This is a genomic window from Erythrobacter sp. HL-111 (genome assembly GCF_900105095.1).
In the GTDB taxonomy this organism is placed as follows: Bacteria; Pseudomonadota; Alphaproteobacteria; order Sphingomonadales; family Sphingomonadaceae; genus Erythrobacter.
The window spans coordinates 2,696,746-2,710,997 of sequence record NZ_LT629743.1; the positions used below are offsets into that span (position 1 = coordinate 2,696,746).

Here is a 14,252-nt window from a genome sequence, read left to right on the forward strand (position 1 = left end):
GGAGTCGGCACGCCGGCAAGGGGCAGGCCGAACACGATGACGACGAGTGGAGGCGTGCACATGGGTTCGTGATCTGTCCGGCGTTTCGGGCGGAGATGATCGGCGCCTCGCGCCGCGGGCGTATCGTGGTTGAGAAGGCGAGTTCGGCCGTCTAGCCTCTCTTATTCACGGCGATGCGGTTGGGCGCCTCTCGGTGCGAGCTTGACGCCACTGCTGCGTGCGGCGGCGTAGAGCGGGCGTGCGGCACCGCTGGCGTCTGTTTCACCGCGCTGTGATCGATGGGCTTTTCTGGTTGAAGGACTTGGCTCGGGGTTTCTGCGGCACTGCCGCGCCCGCTACGTCGGCGCAGGCTTGAGCGCGAGAACGATGGCACGCATCAGATCGGCATCGGGGCACGCAGAGGCGAACGCTACGCGGATTCGGGTGGCGCTTTCCATGACGCGGGCAGCAACCTTGAGCAGCCGCAGGCGCAGGGTCGTAAACTCGGCTTTTGCCAGAGCGGTGGTCTTTGGGATCGCCTGCTGAACGCGCCACAGCAGCCAGTAGGCAGCGGTGTGCAGGATCAGGCGCATCTGGTTGGCGTTCGCCGACCGGCACGAGGTGCGGTCACTGGCCAGCTGGGTCTTGTGCAGCTTGATCAAGTTCTCGGCCTGCCCGCGCGCACAGTAGAGCGTGTCATAGATGTATTCAGCCGAGCCTTGGGTTAGCGATGTGACGACATAGCGGATATCCATGCCCAGCGTGCTGGCCTCGATCCTGGCGACGACGCGGCGCTGGCGGTTCCAGCTCTTCGCGCCGTAGCGGGTCTCGGCATAGCTGCGCAGGACCGGGAGTTGGCACTCGGCGCGGCGGACCGCGCAGGCATCGGCGGCAGTGACGATAACCGGATCAGCGCGCAGCGCGGCGTTGGTCGGCAGACCGAACACGTAATCGACATGGGCCGCCTCGCAGAAGGCCATGACCTCGGGCCGTCCATAATGCCCGTCACCGCGGATGGTGATGTGGGTATCAGGCCAGTGGCGGCGAAGATGGCGCACCAGACGCCGGATATGCCCTGCCGCCTCCTTGCCAGAAGGCGTCTTGCCCGTGCGCAGCAGCATCGCCACCGGCCGGCCCGTTGCCGTGTCGTAGACATGGATCGGCAGGAAGCAGCGCTCCCCATGATGTCCGTTCCAGAAGGAGAGTTGCTGATAGCCGTGCACGACGTCGCAGGTGTCATCGATATCCAGCGTCACCGCCGCCGGCGGAGTGGGGTAGCTGGCGCAGTAGATGTCGATCATGATCCCCAGCATCTTTGCCAGCTCGCGCGTGCTCGGCGCATTCTCCCAGCGGCTCATCGTCGGTTGGCTGGCCAACCCCGCACCCGATCCCGGCAGCTTGCCCAGCGCAAGGCGGAAGCCCGGATCATCGCGCAGAGCGTCGAGATCATCGGCATCCTCATAGCCGCAGGCGATCGCGAACATCCGCGCGCGCAGGATATCTTCAAGCCGATGAACCACCCGAGCAGGATCGCGCGGATCGGCAATACACGCCGCAAGCCGCTGGCAGAGCCCCATCATGCGCTCGGCCTGAGCCAGCACCAGGACCCCGCCATCCGAGGTCAGCCTGCTGCCGCCGTCAAACGCAGCTGTGACCTTCTTGCCGCGCACTGCTGGAAACGAAAATACGGACGCGCTATCATCGCATCCGGCGGGTGTGGTCTGTGGCATATTTTGCCCCGTTGCAGGTCTGGCTTAAGCAACCACATTCCTACAACAATGCAAATGCTTACGCCACTCCCGCCAACCCGTCAGACCACTGCCGGTGAATAATCCGGGCTAGACACCGTCCTCGCGGACGGGCGGTGCACCGGACAGGGAGAAGCGCGATCTCTGTCGTCGAGCGAGGGTTTCTTCTGGGTCTGGTCTGGCTTGTGCTTGCGGGAACCGGCGGCGAGGCGCTGCTGGTTGGAGCAGCAATGGTCCCGCTCGCCCTGGTGCTGAGCCTGCGGCTGCTGCCGCCCGGAACGCCGCTGCGGATCGTCCGGGTGCTGCGCCAATTGCCGCATTTCGTCCATCAATCCCTCGTCGGCGGGATCGACGTCGCATGGCGCGCCCTTGCTCCCGCGATGCCGATCGATCCCGGCTGGATCGCGATCCGCGTCGATCTTCCCGATGGCGGGCGCGTCGCGCTGGGAGGCGAATTGTCGCTGATGCCCGGCACGCTGGCGGCGGGAACCAGCGGCGACATGCTGCTGGTCCACGTGCTCGACCGCAATAGCGATGCCGAAGCCGCGATCCGCGAGGAGGAACGCCGGCTGCGCCTCGCGATCGGCGCATCCGGCGGCAAAAACCCCGGGGCATGACCGCCTGGCTGCTCCTGCTCGCCGCGCTGCTGCTGCTCAGCCTTGGCGGCGCATTGTGGCGCATCTGGCGCGGGCCGGACCCGGCCGACCGGATGATGGCCGCGCAGCTGGCGGGGACGGGCGGGGTCGGGACGGTGTTGCTGCTCGCGGCAGCGAGCGACTGGCGGATGCTGGATGCCGGGCTGGTGCTGGCGCTGCTCGCCGCCTTTGCCGCGATCGGTTTCGTCAAGGCGCAAAGCGCGGATGGCACCGGCGATCCGGAGGAAGACGAGGTGCCGTTGCCGGACGATGGCGGAGCGGGCAGCGCAACCCCGGGCGGAGCGGGATCCGATGCTCGCTGACGCAATGACGGTGGGGTTCACCGCAACCGGGTTGCTGTTCTTCCTCGCCGGGACGGCCGGCATCATCCGTTTCCCCGATACGCTCAGCCGGTTGCATGCGCTGACCAAGGCCGACAATGTCGGGCTCGGCCTGCTGATCGCCGGGCTGGCGTTCCAGGCACCCGACTGGCAATCGCTCGGCAAGCTCGCGCTGATCTGGGTGATGGCGCTGATCGCGGCCGGGACCACCGCGCAGCTGGTCGCGCGCTCGGCAGCGGTGCGGCAGTCCCGCCGGACGCCGCCGGAAGCCGCGCCGCAGGGCGGGCGGGAGGCGCCATGACCGGCTACGCCGCGACCGGCTTCGACCTGGTGCTCGCCGCGCTGATCCTCGCCACGGCTGGGTTGGCGATTAGCGTGCGCGACCTGTTCGCGGCGGTGGTGTTCTTCATCGTCTACGGCATCTTCGTCGCGCTGGCCTGGCTGCGGCTGGGCGCGATCGACGTGGCCCTGACCGAAGCGGCGCTGGGCGCGGGGCTGACGGGGGTGCTGCTGATCGGCGCGGTCGCGCGGCTGGCGCGCAACCTTGTCGAACGGCGCCCGGAGGGCAGCGGCGAAGGCGGCCTCCTTGCCGCCCCGCCGGTGTCGCGCGCTGCCTCGCCGGCCGCGCGGATCCCGGCGATGCTCGGCTCGGCCGGGATCAGTGCGGTGCTGGGCTGGGCCTTTCTCGCGCAGCCGGCGGACGAGGGGCTGCGCGGCCCGGTGGCCGCCAATCTCGCCTCATCGGGGGTGACCAATCCCGTCACCGCCGTCCTGCTCAATTTTCGCGGCTGGGACACCCTGCTCGAAAGCGTGGTGCTGCTGGCGGCGCTGACAGGGGTCTGGGCCCTCGCGCGCGACGAGGACTGGGGCCTGCGGCCCGGCCTGCGCCAGCACGCGCGCGCCGCGGGCGTTCTGGCGACGTTCGGCCGCTTGCTGCCGCCCTTCGGCCTGCTGCTCGGAGTCTATCTCGTCTGGGTCGGGGCGTCGCGGCCCGGCGGGGCGTTCCAGGGGGGGACGGTGCTGGCTGCGGTCTGGCTGCTGGTGATGATGGCAGGGCTGATGGCCCCGCCGCGGGTCACGTCGCCGCGGATCCGCGCGGTCCTGATCGCGGGACCGCTGCTGTTCCTGGCGATCGGGCTGGCCGGAGCGCTTGCGGGAACGTTTCTCGCCCTGCCGCCTGCCGTTGCCAAGTGGGTGATCCTGCTGATCGAGAGCGGGCTGACGTTGTCGATCGCCGCGACGCTGGCGCTGCTGGTGCTGGGTCCGCCGCAATCGCCCGCGACGCCTGCGGGCCATACGCGGGACAGGCCGTGATCGCCTCGGCAACGATCTTCGGCCTTTGCGGCGCGGCGCTGATCGGGCTGGGGCTCTACAGCTACGTGACCAATCGGCACCTGCTGCGCCGCCTGCTGGCTTTCAATGTGATCGGATCGGGCATCTTCCTGCTGCTCGGTGCGAGCGGCGCGAGGCTGCCGCTGGTGGCCGCCGATCCGGTGCCGCAGGCGCTGATCATCACCGGCATCGTGGTGGCATTGGCCGCCACCGCCCTGGGTGTCGGACTGGTGCTCGCCTACGCCCGTGTCACGGGCCGCACGAGCCTGCCCGAGGACAGCGCCGGGGACAGCGCCGGGGACACGCCGCAGGAGCCGCCGCGATGAACGCCTCGCTCGCGGTGGTCGCGCTGGTCGCTGCGCCCTTGCTCGCGGCGCTGCTCGCGGTCGTGCTGCCGCGCCGGGGGGCGCTGCTGGCGCTGCTCGCGCTGGGCGGGATCGCGGCAGCGCTGACGGTGCTGGTCCCGGTCGCGCTGCGGTCTGGCGTCGTCGTGCTTGCCGTCGGAGGCTGGCCGGCGCCGCTCGGCATCATGCTGCGCGCGGACGGGCTGGCGCTGGCCTTCCTGACGATGACGGCACTGGTCATGTCGGCGGTGCTGGTCTGCGCGCGCCCGCAATTCGCCGGGATCGGCCACGCCGGCGAGACGCGCAGCCAATGGGCGTTCTGGCCACTGGCGACGATGCTGTGGAGCGCGCTCAACGTCGGGTTCCTGTCGCGCGACCTGTTCAATCTCTACGTCGCTCTCGAACTGATGACCGTCGCGGCCGTGGCTCTCGTGGCGATCGAGGGCAGGGCGGGCGCGCTTGCGGCGGCCCTGCGTTACATGATGTTCGCGCTGTGGGGATCGCTCGCCTATCTCCTCGGCGCTGCGCTGATCTATTCGGGATACGGCACGCTCGATCTCGCATTGCTGGCGGCGCAGGGGATCGGGCGGCAGGCGATGCCGGGCGACGGCGCGATCGCGATCCCGCTCGCCGCCGGGTTGATGACCGCCGGGCTGGCGATCAAGACCGCGCTGTTCCCGTTCCACGCCTGGCTCCCGCCCGCGCATTCGGGAGCGCCCGCCCCGGCATCGGCGATGCTGTCGGCCCTCGTGCCCAAGGCATCCTTCGTGATCCTGGTCCGCCTGTGGTTCGAGGCACTGCCCGATCTGGCCTCGCCCGCGCTGCTGGTGACGCTCGGCGCGATGGGCGCGGGGGCGGTCTTCCATGGTTCGCTGCTGGCGCTGCGCCAGACCCGGCTCAAGCTGATCATCGCCTATTCGACCGTGGCCCAGATCGGCTACCTGTTCCTGGTGTTCCCGCTGGCCGGCGGCGATTCCTACGCGCAGCCGTGGTCGGCCAGCGCCTGGCCCGGGGCGATGTTCCAGGCGCTCAGCCATGGCCTTGCCAAGGCGGCGATGTTCCTGTGCGCGGGGGCGTGGATCGTCGCGGTCGGGCATGACCGGCTGGACGGGATGCGCGGCCTCGCGCGCGCCTGCCCGATGACCGCCTTCGCCTTCGGGCTGGCGGCCGTGACCCTGGTCGGCCTGCCGCCATCGGGCGGGTTCACCGCCAAGTACCTGATGCTGACCGCGGCCTTCGCCTCGGGTCAGGTGGTCTGGGGCGTGGTGCTGGTAATCGGCGGGGTGCTGGCGGCGGCCTATCTCTATCGCCCGCTGGGGATGATCTTCGCGCGCGACGACGGCGCCGCGTTCAACCCCGTGCCGCCCGCGTTGCAGGTCGCGCCGCTGCTGCTGGCGCTGTCGGCCATCCTGCTGGGCGTGGCCTCGCAACCGCCTTTCGGCCTGCTCCAGATCGGGCGACCGGCGAACGCTGCGGAAGGGCTGGAATGACCGCCGCGCTCCCCGTCATGATCCTGCTCAGCTCGCTGCTGGTCGCGCCGATCACGTTCTTCCTGCCGGAGCGATGCCATCGCTGGCGCAACGGCCTGAACCTCGGCGGCGCGGTGGTCAAACTGGCGCTGATCGCGTTCATGATCGCCGAGGTCGCCCAGGGCACGATCTACGAAGCGCGGCTGCAATTCGCACCGGGGCTATACCTCCTGCTGCGGGTCGATGCGCTGTCGCTGCTGTTCGTCACGCTGTCGGCGTTCCTGTGGCTGCTGACCACGATCTACGCGATCGCCTATCTGCACGGCAAACCCGAACAATCGCGCTTTTTCGGGTTCTTCAGCCTGTGCGTGGCGGCGACTACCGGGATTGCCTTGTCGGGCACGCTGATCTCGTTCTTCATCTTCTTCGAGATGCTGACGCTGTCGACCTGGCCGCTGGTGGTGCACAGGCAGGACGCAAGGTCGATCGCCGCGGGGCGCATCTATCTGACCTATGCCTTGCCCGCCAGCGCGCTGCTGCTGGTGGCGATCGTGTGGCTGGAAAGCGCGGTCGGCCCGGTCGAATTCGCCGTTCCGGCCGATCTGCTGCTGATCGACGACACCAGCCTGCAGATCATCTTTGCCCTGTTCATCGCCGGGCTGGGGGCCAAGGCGGCGCTGGTGCCGCTGCACGGCTGGCTGCCCGCCGCGATGGCCGCACCTGCGCCGGTCAGCGCGCTGCTGCACGCGGTCGCGGTGGTCAAGGCGGGGGCGTTCGGCGTGATGCGGATCGTGCTCGACGTGTTCGGGCTCGACCTGATGGATCGGCTCGACCTGGCGCAGCCGCTTGCGCTGCTCGCCTCGCTCACCATCCTGTGGGGTTCGGCGCGCGCGCTCAACCAGACCGAGGTGAAGAAGCGGCTGGCCTTCTCGACCGTCAGCCAGGTGTCCTACATCGTGCTCGGGATGGCATTGGCGAGCCCCTATGCGCTGATCGGCGGGCTGGTGCATCTCGTCCATCAGGGCCTGATGAAAATCACCCTGTTCTTCTGTGCCGGGATCTATGACGAGCGTGCCGGGATCAGGCGCATCGACCAGCTCGACGGGATCGGCGAACGGATGCCGTGGACGTCGGTGTGCTTTTCGCTCGGCGCGATCGGAATGATCGGGTTGCCGCCGACGGCCGGCTTCGTCACGAAGATCCATCTCGGCATCGGCGCGGTCGAAGCCGACGCGCCCGGGGTGTTGGCGGTGCTGGCGCTTTCGACCCTGCTCAATGCCGCCTATTTCCTGCCGCTGGTCTACCGGATCTGGTTCCTCGACCCGGGCGAGGCAGCAGCGACGGGCGATCCGCCGACCGAGCGCCCCCTTGCCCTGATCGCGCCGGCGGTGGTTACCGGATCCGCCTCGCTCGCGGTCGGCCTGCTGGCGGCGACGCCGTTCAGCCCGCTGGGGTGGGCCACCCTGATCGCGCAGCTGGATTACCTGCCGTGATCGGGCCGACGGGGCCGCTGCTGCCCCTGGCGGCGCTGGTCTGGCCGCTGCTGCTGGGCGTGCTGGCTGCGCTGCCCGCGATCCGCCCCCATGCCCTGCGGCTGCTCCCGCTCGCGCCTGTTCCGGCGCTCTGGCTGGCGGTGTCCGGGGTGGAGGGCGCCACCCGGGCGCCCGGCCTGCTGCTGGGCGTCACGCTGGCCGCCGATCGCCCTGCCGCGCTGCTGCTGGGGCTCACGGCGGCGTTGTGGTTCGCCGCCGCCATTCACGCCCAGGGCTCGATGGCCGCGACCCGCAGGCCGGCGGTGTTCAGCGGGTTCTGGTGCCTGACGCTGGCGGGCAATCTCGGCGTCTTCCTGGCGCAGGATGTGGTGACCTTCTACGTCGCCTTCGCCGCGGTTTCCCTGTCGTCCTATTTCCTCGTCGTGCACGAAGGGACCGCGCCGGCCTTGCGCGCGGGGCGGGTCTACATCGTGCTGGCGATCGTTGGGGAGGTCTGCCTGCTGGTCGGCTTCGTGATCGGCGCAGGGGCGGCCGACGGGTTGATGATCGGGGACATCCGGGCCGCGCTGCCCGCCGCGCCGCCGCCGGGCGGAGCGGCGATCTGGCTGCTGGTTGCGGGTTTCGGGATCAAGGCGGGGCTGATGCCGCTCCATGTCTGGCTGCCGCTGGCGCACCCTGCCGCGCCCACGCCGGCCTCGGCGGTGCTGTCGGGCGCGATCGTCAAGGCGGGCATCGTCGGCCTGATGCTGTTCCTGCCGGTCGCCAGCGATGCTGCGGCCGTCCTGGTCCCGCTGGGCTTCGCCGCCGCTTTCCTCGCCGCGCTGACCGGGCTGCGGGTGCGCGCGCCCAAGGCGATCCTCGCCTATTCCACGATCAGCCAGATGGGGATCGTGATCGCGCTGGTCGCGGCTGCGACGCGGGCGCCCGGCGCCGACATGACGCAGGCCGCGTTCTATGCCTTTCACCACGGGCTGGCCAAGGGCGCGCTGTTTCTCGGCGTCGCGGTGGTCGCGGTCGCCAAGGGGGCGTGGCGCACCGGCGCGCTGGCGGCGATGGGCCTCGCCGCGCTTTCCGTCGCCGGAGCGCCGCTGACCGGCGGGGGGCTGGCCAAGACCATGGCCAAGACCGGATTGGGGCATTGGGAGGAGCTGGCGCTCACGCTTTCGGCCGTGACGACGACCCTGGTGCTCGGCTGGTTCATGGTCCGGCTCGCTGCGATTCCGGCGAAGGAGCCCGCCAGGGTCGTTTGCGGCAGGTCGGCCCCTCCGATGTCGATGGCGCTCCCCGCTGGCGCGCTCGTGCTGGCTGCCCTGGCGCTGCCCTGGTGGCTGTGGAACGGGTGGAGCGGGCTTCCTCCCGACTACCCGCTGCGCCCCGGCACTCTCTGGTCGGCGCTGTGGCCGGCGGCGATCGGGCTGGCTGTGATCGCGGCGATGGCGGCCGCGCGCTGGCCCGCGGGAACGCAGGACGAAGCCGACCCGCTGCGCGCCGCGCGCTGGTCAGGCAGGGTCCTTGCGCCGCTCCGGGCTGTTCCCGCGCGCCTGGCATCGGTTCGCGGCAGTCTAGCCGAACGGGCCGAGGCGTCCCTGCGACATGGCGGCACGCTGCTGGCTCGAGCCGACGAGAGAGCGGAACAGGCGCTGTCCCGCTGGAGCATCAGCGGGGTCGTGGTCATGGTCTTCATCCTCGCGGTGAGCGCCGGCATGGGACTTGCCGTCCGGAACTGAGGCCGGTCCGTCACGGCGCGCAATGGCCGGGCGGCCGGCCTGGTTTCGTGCAGCCGGTGGCCTGCGCCGATCTTCCGTGTCGAACCGCGCGACACGAGGGCCGCCACGGCCGGCGATCGCGCCAGGGACCGGATCGTCACGCCGGCGTGGTGAGGTTCTCCACGGGGCGGGCCACCTATTCGGCCGCTTCGCGCAAGGGGGCGAGCAGCCCGCCGAGGAGGTCCGCAAGGTCGACCTCGGGCGCGCCGGCAGGGTCGTATCCCGCGCGCATCGGGCTGACCGCGACATGGCGGCGATAGACCACGCTTTCATCGCCAAGCTGATCGGCGGCCGGCTGTTCGGTGTTCATGTCGAAACTGACGCCCGGAAGCGGGGGGATCTCCATGCCCCGGGCCGCGGCCATCGCGCGCATGGTCGCAGAGGCGGTCTCGGCGAGGTTGGCGGCGAAGCCGACCCGGTAGGCATTGTAGGTCCCGATCCGGGTCTCGCGCCATTCGGCCCCTTCGAGCCGGTCGGGGAAATTGACGTTGAGCGCGAGCCCCCGGGGCAGAAGCGGGCCGTCGCCCGCTGCCGCGTCGAGCGCTTCGACGAGGTCGAGGACGCGCCCGGCGACCTCGTCCGAAAGCGGGTTGTCCAGCGTCTCGCTTTCCGTGTTCGCCCCGGCGCTCAGCGCGATCGCGGGCAGGCCATGCAGCGCGGCGAACTGGGCGACGCTGACCGTGCCCGACGACAGCACGATCGCGCCCACGTTCTGCCCTTCGTTGGGGCCGGACAGGACGAGATCGGGCGCGCCGCCCCAGCGTTCCCGCGCGACCACGTCGAGCCCGTGCATCAGCGCCATCAGCGGGGTGCCGTCGACATAGTGGAAATCGCCTGCGGGCAGGTCTTCGCGGGTCATCGCACCCGCCCCGGGATCGCCCGGCTGTGCCGCGTCGTTAAGGCACGGCTCGCTCAAGGGCACGAGCGGGCGGGCGATGTCGAGCGCCGCGCCCATCCCGCTCTGGTTGGTGCAGGGGACCGCGACGATCACGTCGTGCCCTGCCTCGCTCAACGCCTCGTAAAGCGCGACGAGATTGCTGGTGAGCCCGTCGTCATTGCCAAGCACGATGTTGCGCGCGAGCAGGCTCTCGGGAACGAGCGCCAGCGCGGCGCCGGCGGCGATTGCGAGGATGCGGTTCATGGGCCGGGGTCCCTTCCTTGCGGGTCAGAAGTTGAAGCGGATGCCGAACAGGTAACGCTCGCCGATCCGTTCGACTTCGGACGGCGTAGCGGGCGTACCCTGGAAGGCGACATAGGTCTCGTCCGTCAGGTTGGCGAGATCGGCGAACAGGGTGAAGTTGGCGTTCAGCGCATAGCGCAAGGTGATGTCGAGGTTCTCGAACCCGTCGCGGAACTCGCCCGCGCCGAAGCCGCCGAGGGTATCGAGGAAGTCCGAACGCCGCTGGTAGGCGACGCGCGCCGACAGGCCGGCATATTCGTAGAACAGCGAGGCGTTGAAGACCGTGTCCGACAGGCCCTGGAACTGGAAGGTCGCAAGCTGGCCGGTCGCCGCATCCACCGCCTCGAAATCCCCGCCGAGCAGCGTGAGGTTGCCCTGTACCCCGAAGCCCGAAAGCGCGCCCGGCAGGAAGTCGAACTGCGTCTGGATGTTGAATTCCACCCCGTAGAGGCTGCCGCTCTCCCCGTTGAAGGACGAGCCGAGCAGGTAGCCCGAACGGTCGATCCCGCCGCTGTCGTAGAGGTCGGACCCGACCACCTGCTGACTCTGGTAGAGCACGTCCTCGACCCAGCGGTTGAACACGCCGACCGACGCGATGCCGTTGGTCGAGAAATAGTACTCCGCGCTCGCATCGAGGCCCCAGGTGTATTCGGGGGTGAGGAAGGGGTTGCCCCCGGCGATGGTGGCGCCTGTGTCGCTGATCGAGGCTCCGACGCGGATCGCGGCATAGGCCGGACGCGACACGCCGCGCTGCCCGCCGAGGCGCAGGACGAGGTTGTCGCTCGCCTCGTAGCGCAGGTTGACGCTGGGGAAGATGTCGAGGAAATCCTGCGCGGTTTCGAGCGGGACGGCCCCGCCGCCCGCCAGCACCGTCCCGGCATTGTCGATCTCGTACTGCTCCAGCCGGACCCCGGCGTTCACCAGCAGCGGCCCGTCCTCGTACCGGCCCATGACGTAGCCCGCGTAGATCCGCTCTTCCTGGGCGTAGAGCGAGCTCGGCAGGACGAAATCGGCCGGATCGATCCCCGCCGCGGCGAGCCCGGCCTGGAGGTCGGCGTTGAGCGCGACATTGTCGACGTAATCGATCCCCACTCCGACCGGGAACTGCGTCTCCCACGGACGGGTCGTCGCATAGGCATTGGGGTCGAAGCCGATCGTGGCGAGCGGCACGATCCCTCCGATGCCGATATTGTTGCCCTCGATCTCGCGCGCGGTCGCGTAAAGGCCGGCGCTGAAGGTGAAGCGGTCCCATTCCTTCGCCAGGTCGAGCCGCCCGGAATAGGCATCCGACACCACGCCCTGCACGATCGGGATCAGGATCGTGCGCAACGCGTCCTGTTCGTCGATCGGGATCGCGTCGAGCCTTTCGCCCCGCGCGAAGCCGGTCTGCGCCGGGACCGTGCGGAACAGGTCGACCACCGGAAACCGCGGATCGGCGCTGCGGTCGTAATCGACGCTGATGCCCCCGATCGAGGATTGCACCAGCGGCAGGTCGGTCGTGTTCTCGGTCCGCGTGTAGCCGAACTGGCCCGAAACGGTGAGGCCGTCGGGGTTGGCGTAGTCGAACCCGGTGGCGAGGATGATGTTCTCGTTGGCGTAGCGCCCGTCGTTGAAATTGGTCGTGATCGAGACATTGTCGAGCGACCCCGTCAGCGCCCCGCGCGTGCCGACTGCGCCAGCATCGGCGAGCTCGATCTCGTAGGCATTGCGAAGCTCGCGGTCGGTGAACTCGGTGTAGAAACCGCGCGCGAACAGCCTGAGATCCTCGCTTGCGCGGACTTCGAAGGCGCCGAACAGGCCGTTGTTCTCGCGCTGGAGCTCGTAGTTGCGGATGTCGATGTCGATCGGGGCGCCGGCCGCGTCGTAGTCCGCCTCGCGGTTGTCGGTTACCTGGTCGCGGCGGTAATGCGACCCGCCGAGCGCGATGCCGATAGTGTCGTCCGTCCACGAGACGCGCAAGGAGGCCTGCCGCTGCTCGCCGTCGCCCAGGCTCATGAAACCGTAGCCGAGATCGCCGGCCGCGCCGAAGCCGGGGCGCGCGTCGTCGAGCGGGGAGAAGGTCTGCAGGTCGACCAGCGCGGTGATCGCCTCGGCCGTGATGTCGGGGGTGAGCGACTTGTTGACGACGAGCTGCTGCAGCAGCACCGCCGGCACCGCGTCGAAGCGGTAGGCGCGCTCGCTCCCGCCTTCGTCGACGCCGGTCTGAGGCAGGCCGTCGATGCTCACCGAGGTCCAGCGATTGGGCGCGCCGCGCACCTGGATGTAGCGCGCCTGCCCCTGGTCGAGCTGGACCGCGACGCCCGGCAGGCGGGCCAGCGCATCGGCGGTGGTGACGTCGGGAAACCGCCCGACCGAATCGGCGGTGGCCACGTCGACCACGTTGATCGCCCGCCGCTTCGCCTCGGTCGCGTTGATCAGCGAGCCGCGGATCGAGCCGGTGACGAGGATGACATCGTCAGCGCCGTCGCGGGCGGTCTGCCCGTCCGCTTCCGGGGATTGTCCTGCGGTCACGGCGTCCTGCGCCGCGGCCGGCACGGCGCAGCCGAGCGCCGAGGTGGCGATTCCGGCAAGAAGGAAGAAGCGCGTGTCGCGGCGTGTTCTGACGATCATTGAATGGAGCCCCTTGTCTTGATTCGCCGCGGTAATTAGAACGCATGTAAGTAAGAACGATGACACGGCCCTGGCCGCCCGGCCGGGACCCGTGCGCGACCGAAGCGAAATGCGATCATGACGAGCGATGCGAAGGCCGGGCGCGGCGGGTCACGCAATCGTCGCAAAAACGACGCAAAGCCGACAAAAGAACGGTTGATGGAGGCCGTGGTGAAGGCGTGGGCCGATGAAGGCGCGGACAGCCTTTCGGTTCGCTGGCTCGCCGCCGAAGCCGGGGCGACGCAGTCGGCAATCGCCTATCACTTCGACAATCTGGAACGCTTGTATGTCGCCTGTGCCGATGTCGCGGCGGATCGGGCGCGGGTGTGGATGGGGCAGACGCTCGATCTCTTCGGCGGGCTTCGCGGCGAGGTGCTGACGAGCGCGGCGAGGGCCGCTGTCATCGCCGCGGTCATCGAGGACTGGACGCGCGCCAGGCGCCCGCTCGCCATGGCCCGGCGCCGCAGCCGCGCGTTGGGCTATGCGGGGTTCGAGGAGAGCTGGCACGGGTTCTGGCGGGAACTCGCCGCCCTGATCGGGCTCGATCGCCATGCGCCCACCCTGGCCCTGTTCGCGGACGGGGAGAGCGCGCGCCACCTGCTCGACTGGGACCCGGTCATGGACAGTCTGCTGCTGGCCGAGACGGTCCGGGCGCTGGTCGGCTGGCTCGAAGCAGGGGAGCCCGGCGAGGATGCCGTGCGCCGCGCGCATCGCCGCCGCGCGGCGGACGCCTACGAGCGGCCGGAAGGCAGGGACGAGTCGGCCTCGCGCGCGATCATCGAAGCGGCGGCGGACCTGCTGGCGGAACGGGGCCATGCCGGCGTCACCTTCCGCGCGATCGCCAAGCGGGCGGGGGTGACGCTGGGCATGGTGGTGCATCATTGCGGGACCCGCAGCGAACTGCTCCACCGGGCGCTCCACGGCCTGTACGAGCGCGAAGCGATGCGCGCCGGGGCGGGGGGCCTTGCCGCGCTCTCCTTCGCGCCCGAAGAGATGGTCGAACTGGTGCTCGGCGCCATCGCCAGCGGGAGCCAGCCGGTGCTCAGGGCCTATGACGAGATCGAACTGGCGATCTACAACGAGGCCGAATTCGAAGGCCTGCGCGGCGTCGTTCGCAGCATGGACGACCCGAGCGGGGCGTGGTCGCTCGGGCAATTGCTGGGCGGCGACGTGCCTGCGGCCTCGCTCGTCGCGGCCTATTCGGCGACCATTCGCGGCATCGGGTTCATGGCGGGGCCGGCCCGCGGGCTTTCCGGGGAGGACCTCGCCTACGCGCGGCGGGGGATCGAGGCCTTCGTCAGGGCGTGAAGGCGGGG

12 protein-coding genes are annotated in these 14,252 nt (G+C 69.8%); 9 read left to right on the top strand and 3 right to left on the bottom strand.

The window, feature by feature from the left end:
• Positions 1–335: 335 nt before the first annotated feature.
• Positions 336–1,709, bottom strand: a complete 1,374-nt coding sequence (locus tag BLU08_RS12750; protein ID WP_090200005.1) for an IS1380 family transposase — start codon at positions 1,707–1,709, stop codon at positions 336–338.
• Positions 1,710–1,843: 134 nt separating this feature from the next.
• Here BLU08_RS12750 and BLU08_RS12755 point away from each other — a divergent pair, with 134 nt between their 5' ends.
• From BLU08_RS12755 to BLU08_RS12790, 8 genes are read left to right on the top strand one after another with little or no spacing between them, the layout of a single operon-like run.
• A complete protein-coding gene (locus BLU08_RS12755; protein ID WP_255361264.1) occupies positions 1,844–2,344 on the top strand; it encodes a Na+/H+ antiporter subunit E in 501 nt (166 codons plus the stop codon).
• The gene (locus BLU08_RS12760; protein ID WP_197676866.1) at positions 2,341–2,685 is read left to right on the top strand and encodes a hypothetical protein; all 345 of its coding nucleotides are present in this window, start codon (positions 2,341–2,343) and stop codon (positions 2,683–2,685) included. The genes BLU08_RS12755 and BLU08_RS12760 overlap by 4 nt, the downstream gene beginning before the upstream one ends.
• Before the next feature lie 4 nt (positions 2,686–2,689).
• The gene (locus tag BLU08_RS12765; RefSeq protein ID WP_197676867.1) at positions 2,690–3,004 is read left to right on the top strand and encodes a monovalent cation/H(+) antiporter subunit G; all 315 of its coding nucleotides are present in this window, start codon (positions 2,690–2,692) and stop codon (positions 3,002–3,004) included.
• Positions 3,001–4,017: a hydrogenase subunit MbhD domain-containing protein gene (locus BLU08_RS12770; RefSeq protein WP_090200011.1), complete on the top strand. Its 1,017-nt coding sequence runs from the start codon at positions 3,001–3,003 to the stop codon at positions 4,015–4,017. The genes BLU08_RS12765 and BLU08_RS12770 overlap by 4 nt, the downstream gene beginning before the upstream one ends.
• Positions 4,014–4,361, top strand: a complete 348-nt coding sequence (locus BLU08_RS12775; protein WP_090200013.1) for an NADH-quinone oxidoreductase subunit K — start codon at positions 4,014–4,016, stop codon at positions 4,359–4,361. Before BLU08_RS12770 ends, BLU08_RS12775 begins: the two co-directional genes overlap by 4 nt.
• A complete protein-coding gene (locus tag BLU08_RS12780) occupies positions 4,358–5,869 on the top strand; it encodes a complex I subunit 5 family protein (RefSeq protein ID WP_090200016.1) in 1,512 nt (503 codons plus the stop codon). The genes BLU08_RS12775 and BLU08_RS12780 overlap by 4 nt, the downstream gene beginning before the upstream one ends.
• Complete coding sequence (locus BLU08_RS12785; RefSeq protein ID WP_090200018.1) at positions 5,866–7,341, top strand: proton-conducting transporter membrane subunit; 1,476 nt, start codon at positions 5,866–5,868, stop codon at positions 7,339–7,341. Before BLU08_RS12780 ends, BLU08_RS12785 begins: the two co-directional genes overlap by 4 nt.
• Positions 7,338–9,068, top strand: a complete 1,731-nt coding sequence (locus BLU08_RS12790; protein ID WP_090200020.1) for a complex I subunit 5 family protein — start codon at positions 7,338–7,340, stop codon at positions 9,066–9,068. Before BLU08_RS12785 ends, BLU08_RS12790 begins: the two co-directional genes overlap by 4 nt.
• 175 nt (positions 9,069–9,243) lie before the next feature.
• Here BLU08_RS12790 and BLU08_RS12795 read toward each other — a convergent pair whose 3' ends face one another.
• Positions 9,244–10,248, bottom strand: coding sequence for a 5'/3'-nucleotidase SurE (locus BLU08_RS12795; RefSeq protein ID WP_090200022.1), 1,005 nt, complete (start codon positions 10,246–10,248; stop codon positions 9,244–9,246).
• 24 nt (positions 10,249–10,272) lie between these two features.
• Positions 10,273–12,897 carry a TonB-dependent receptor gene (locus BLU08_RS12800; protein ID WP_090200024.1) on the bottom strand — a complete coding sequence of 875 codons (2,625 nt, stop codon included), beginning with the start codon at positions 12,895–12,897 and terminating at the stop codon, positions 10,273–10,275.
• 198 nt (positions 12,898–13,095) lie between these two features.
• On the opposite strand from BLU08_RS12800, the gene BLU08_RS12805 reads away from it, so the two are divergent.
• Positions 13,096–14,244: a TetR/AcrR family transcriptional regulator gene (locus tag BLU08_RS12805; protein ID WP_172801036.1), complete on the top strand. Its 1,149-nt coding sequence runs from the start codon at positions 13,096–13,098 to the stop codon at positions 14,242–14,244.
• Positions 14,245–14,252: the final 8 nt, after the last annotated feature.

What these genes read in the sequence shown, in the direction of transcription:
- BLU08_RS12780 (WP_090200016.1), top strand. Translation starts at nt 4,358, where the DNA reads ATGAACGCCTCGCTCGCGGTGGTCGCGCTGGTCGCTGCGCCCTTGCTC.
- BLU08_RS12805 (WP_172801036.1), top strand. Translation starts at nt 13,096, where the DNA reads ATGGAGGCCGTGGTGAAGGCGTGGGCCGATGAAGGCGCGGACAGCCTT.
- BLU08_RS12770 (WP_090200011.1), top strand. Translation starts at nt 3,001, where the DNA reads ATGACCGGCTACGCCGCGACCGGCTTCGACCTGGTGCTCGCCGCGCTG.
- BLU08_RS12760 (WP_197676866.1), top strand. Translation starts at nt 2,341, where the DNA reads ATGACCGCCTGGCTGCTCCTGCTCGCCGCGCTGCTGCTGCTCAGCCTT.
- BLU08_RS12800 (WP_090200024.1), bottom strand. Translation starts at nt 12,897, where the DNA reads ATGATCGTCAGAACACGCCGCGACACGCGCTTCTTCCTTCTTGCCGGA.
- BLU08_RS12765 (WP_197676867.1), top strand. Translation starts at nt 2,690, where the DNA reads ATGACGGTGGGGTTCACCGCAACCGGGTTGCTGTTCTTCCTCGCCGGG.
- BLU08_RS12795 (WP_090200022.1), bottom strand. Translation starts at nt 10,248, where the DNA reads ATGAACCGCATCCTCGCAATCGCCGCCGGCGCCGCGCTGGCGCTCGTT.
- BLU08_RS12785 (WP_090200018.1), top strand. Translation starts at nt 5,866, where the DNA reads ATGACCGCCGCGCTCCCCGTCATGATCCTGCTCAGCTCGCTGCTGGTC.
- BLU08_RS12750 (WP_090200005.1), bottom strand. Translation starts at nt 1,709, where the DNA reads ATGCCACAGACCACACCCGCCGGATGCGATGATAGCGCGTCCGTATTT.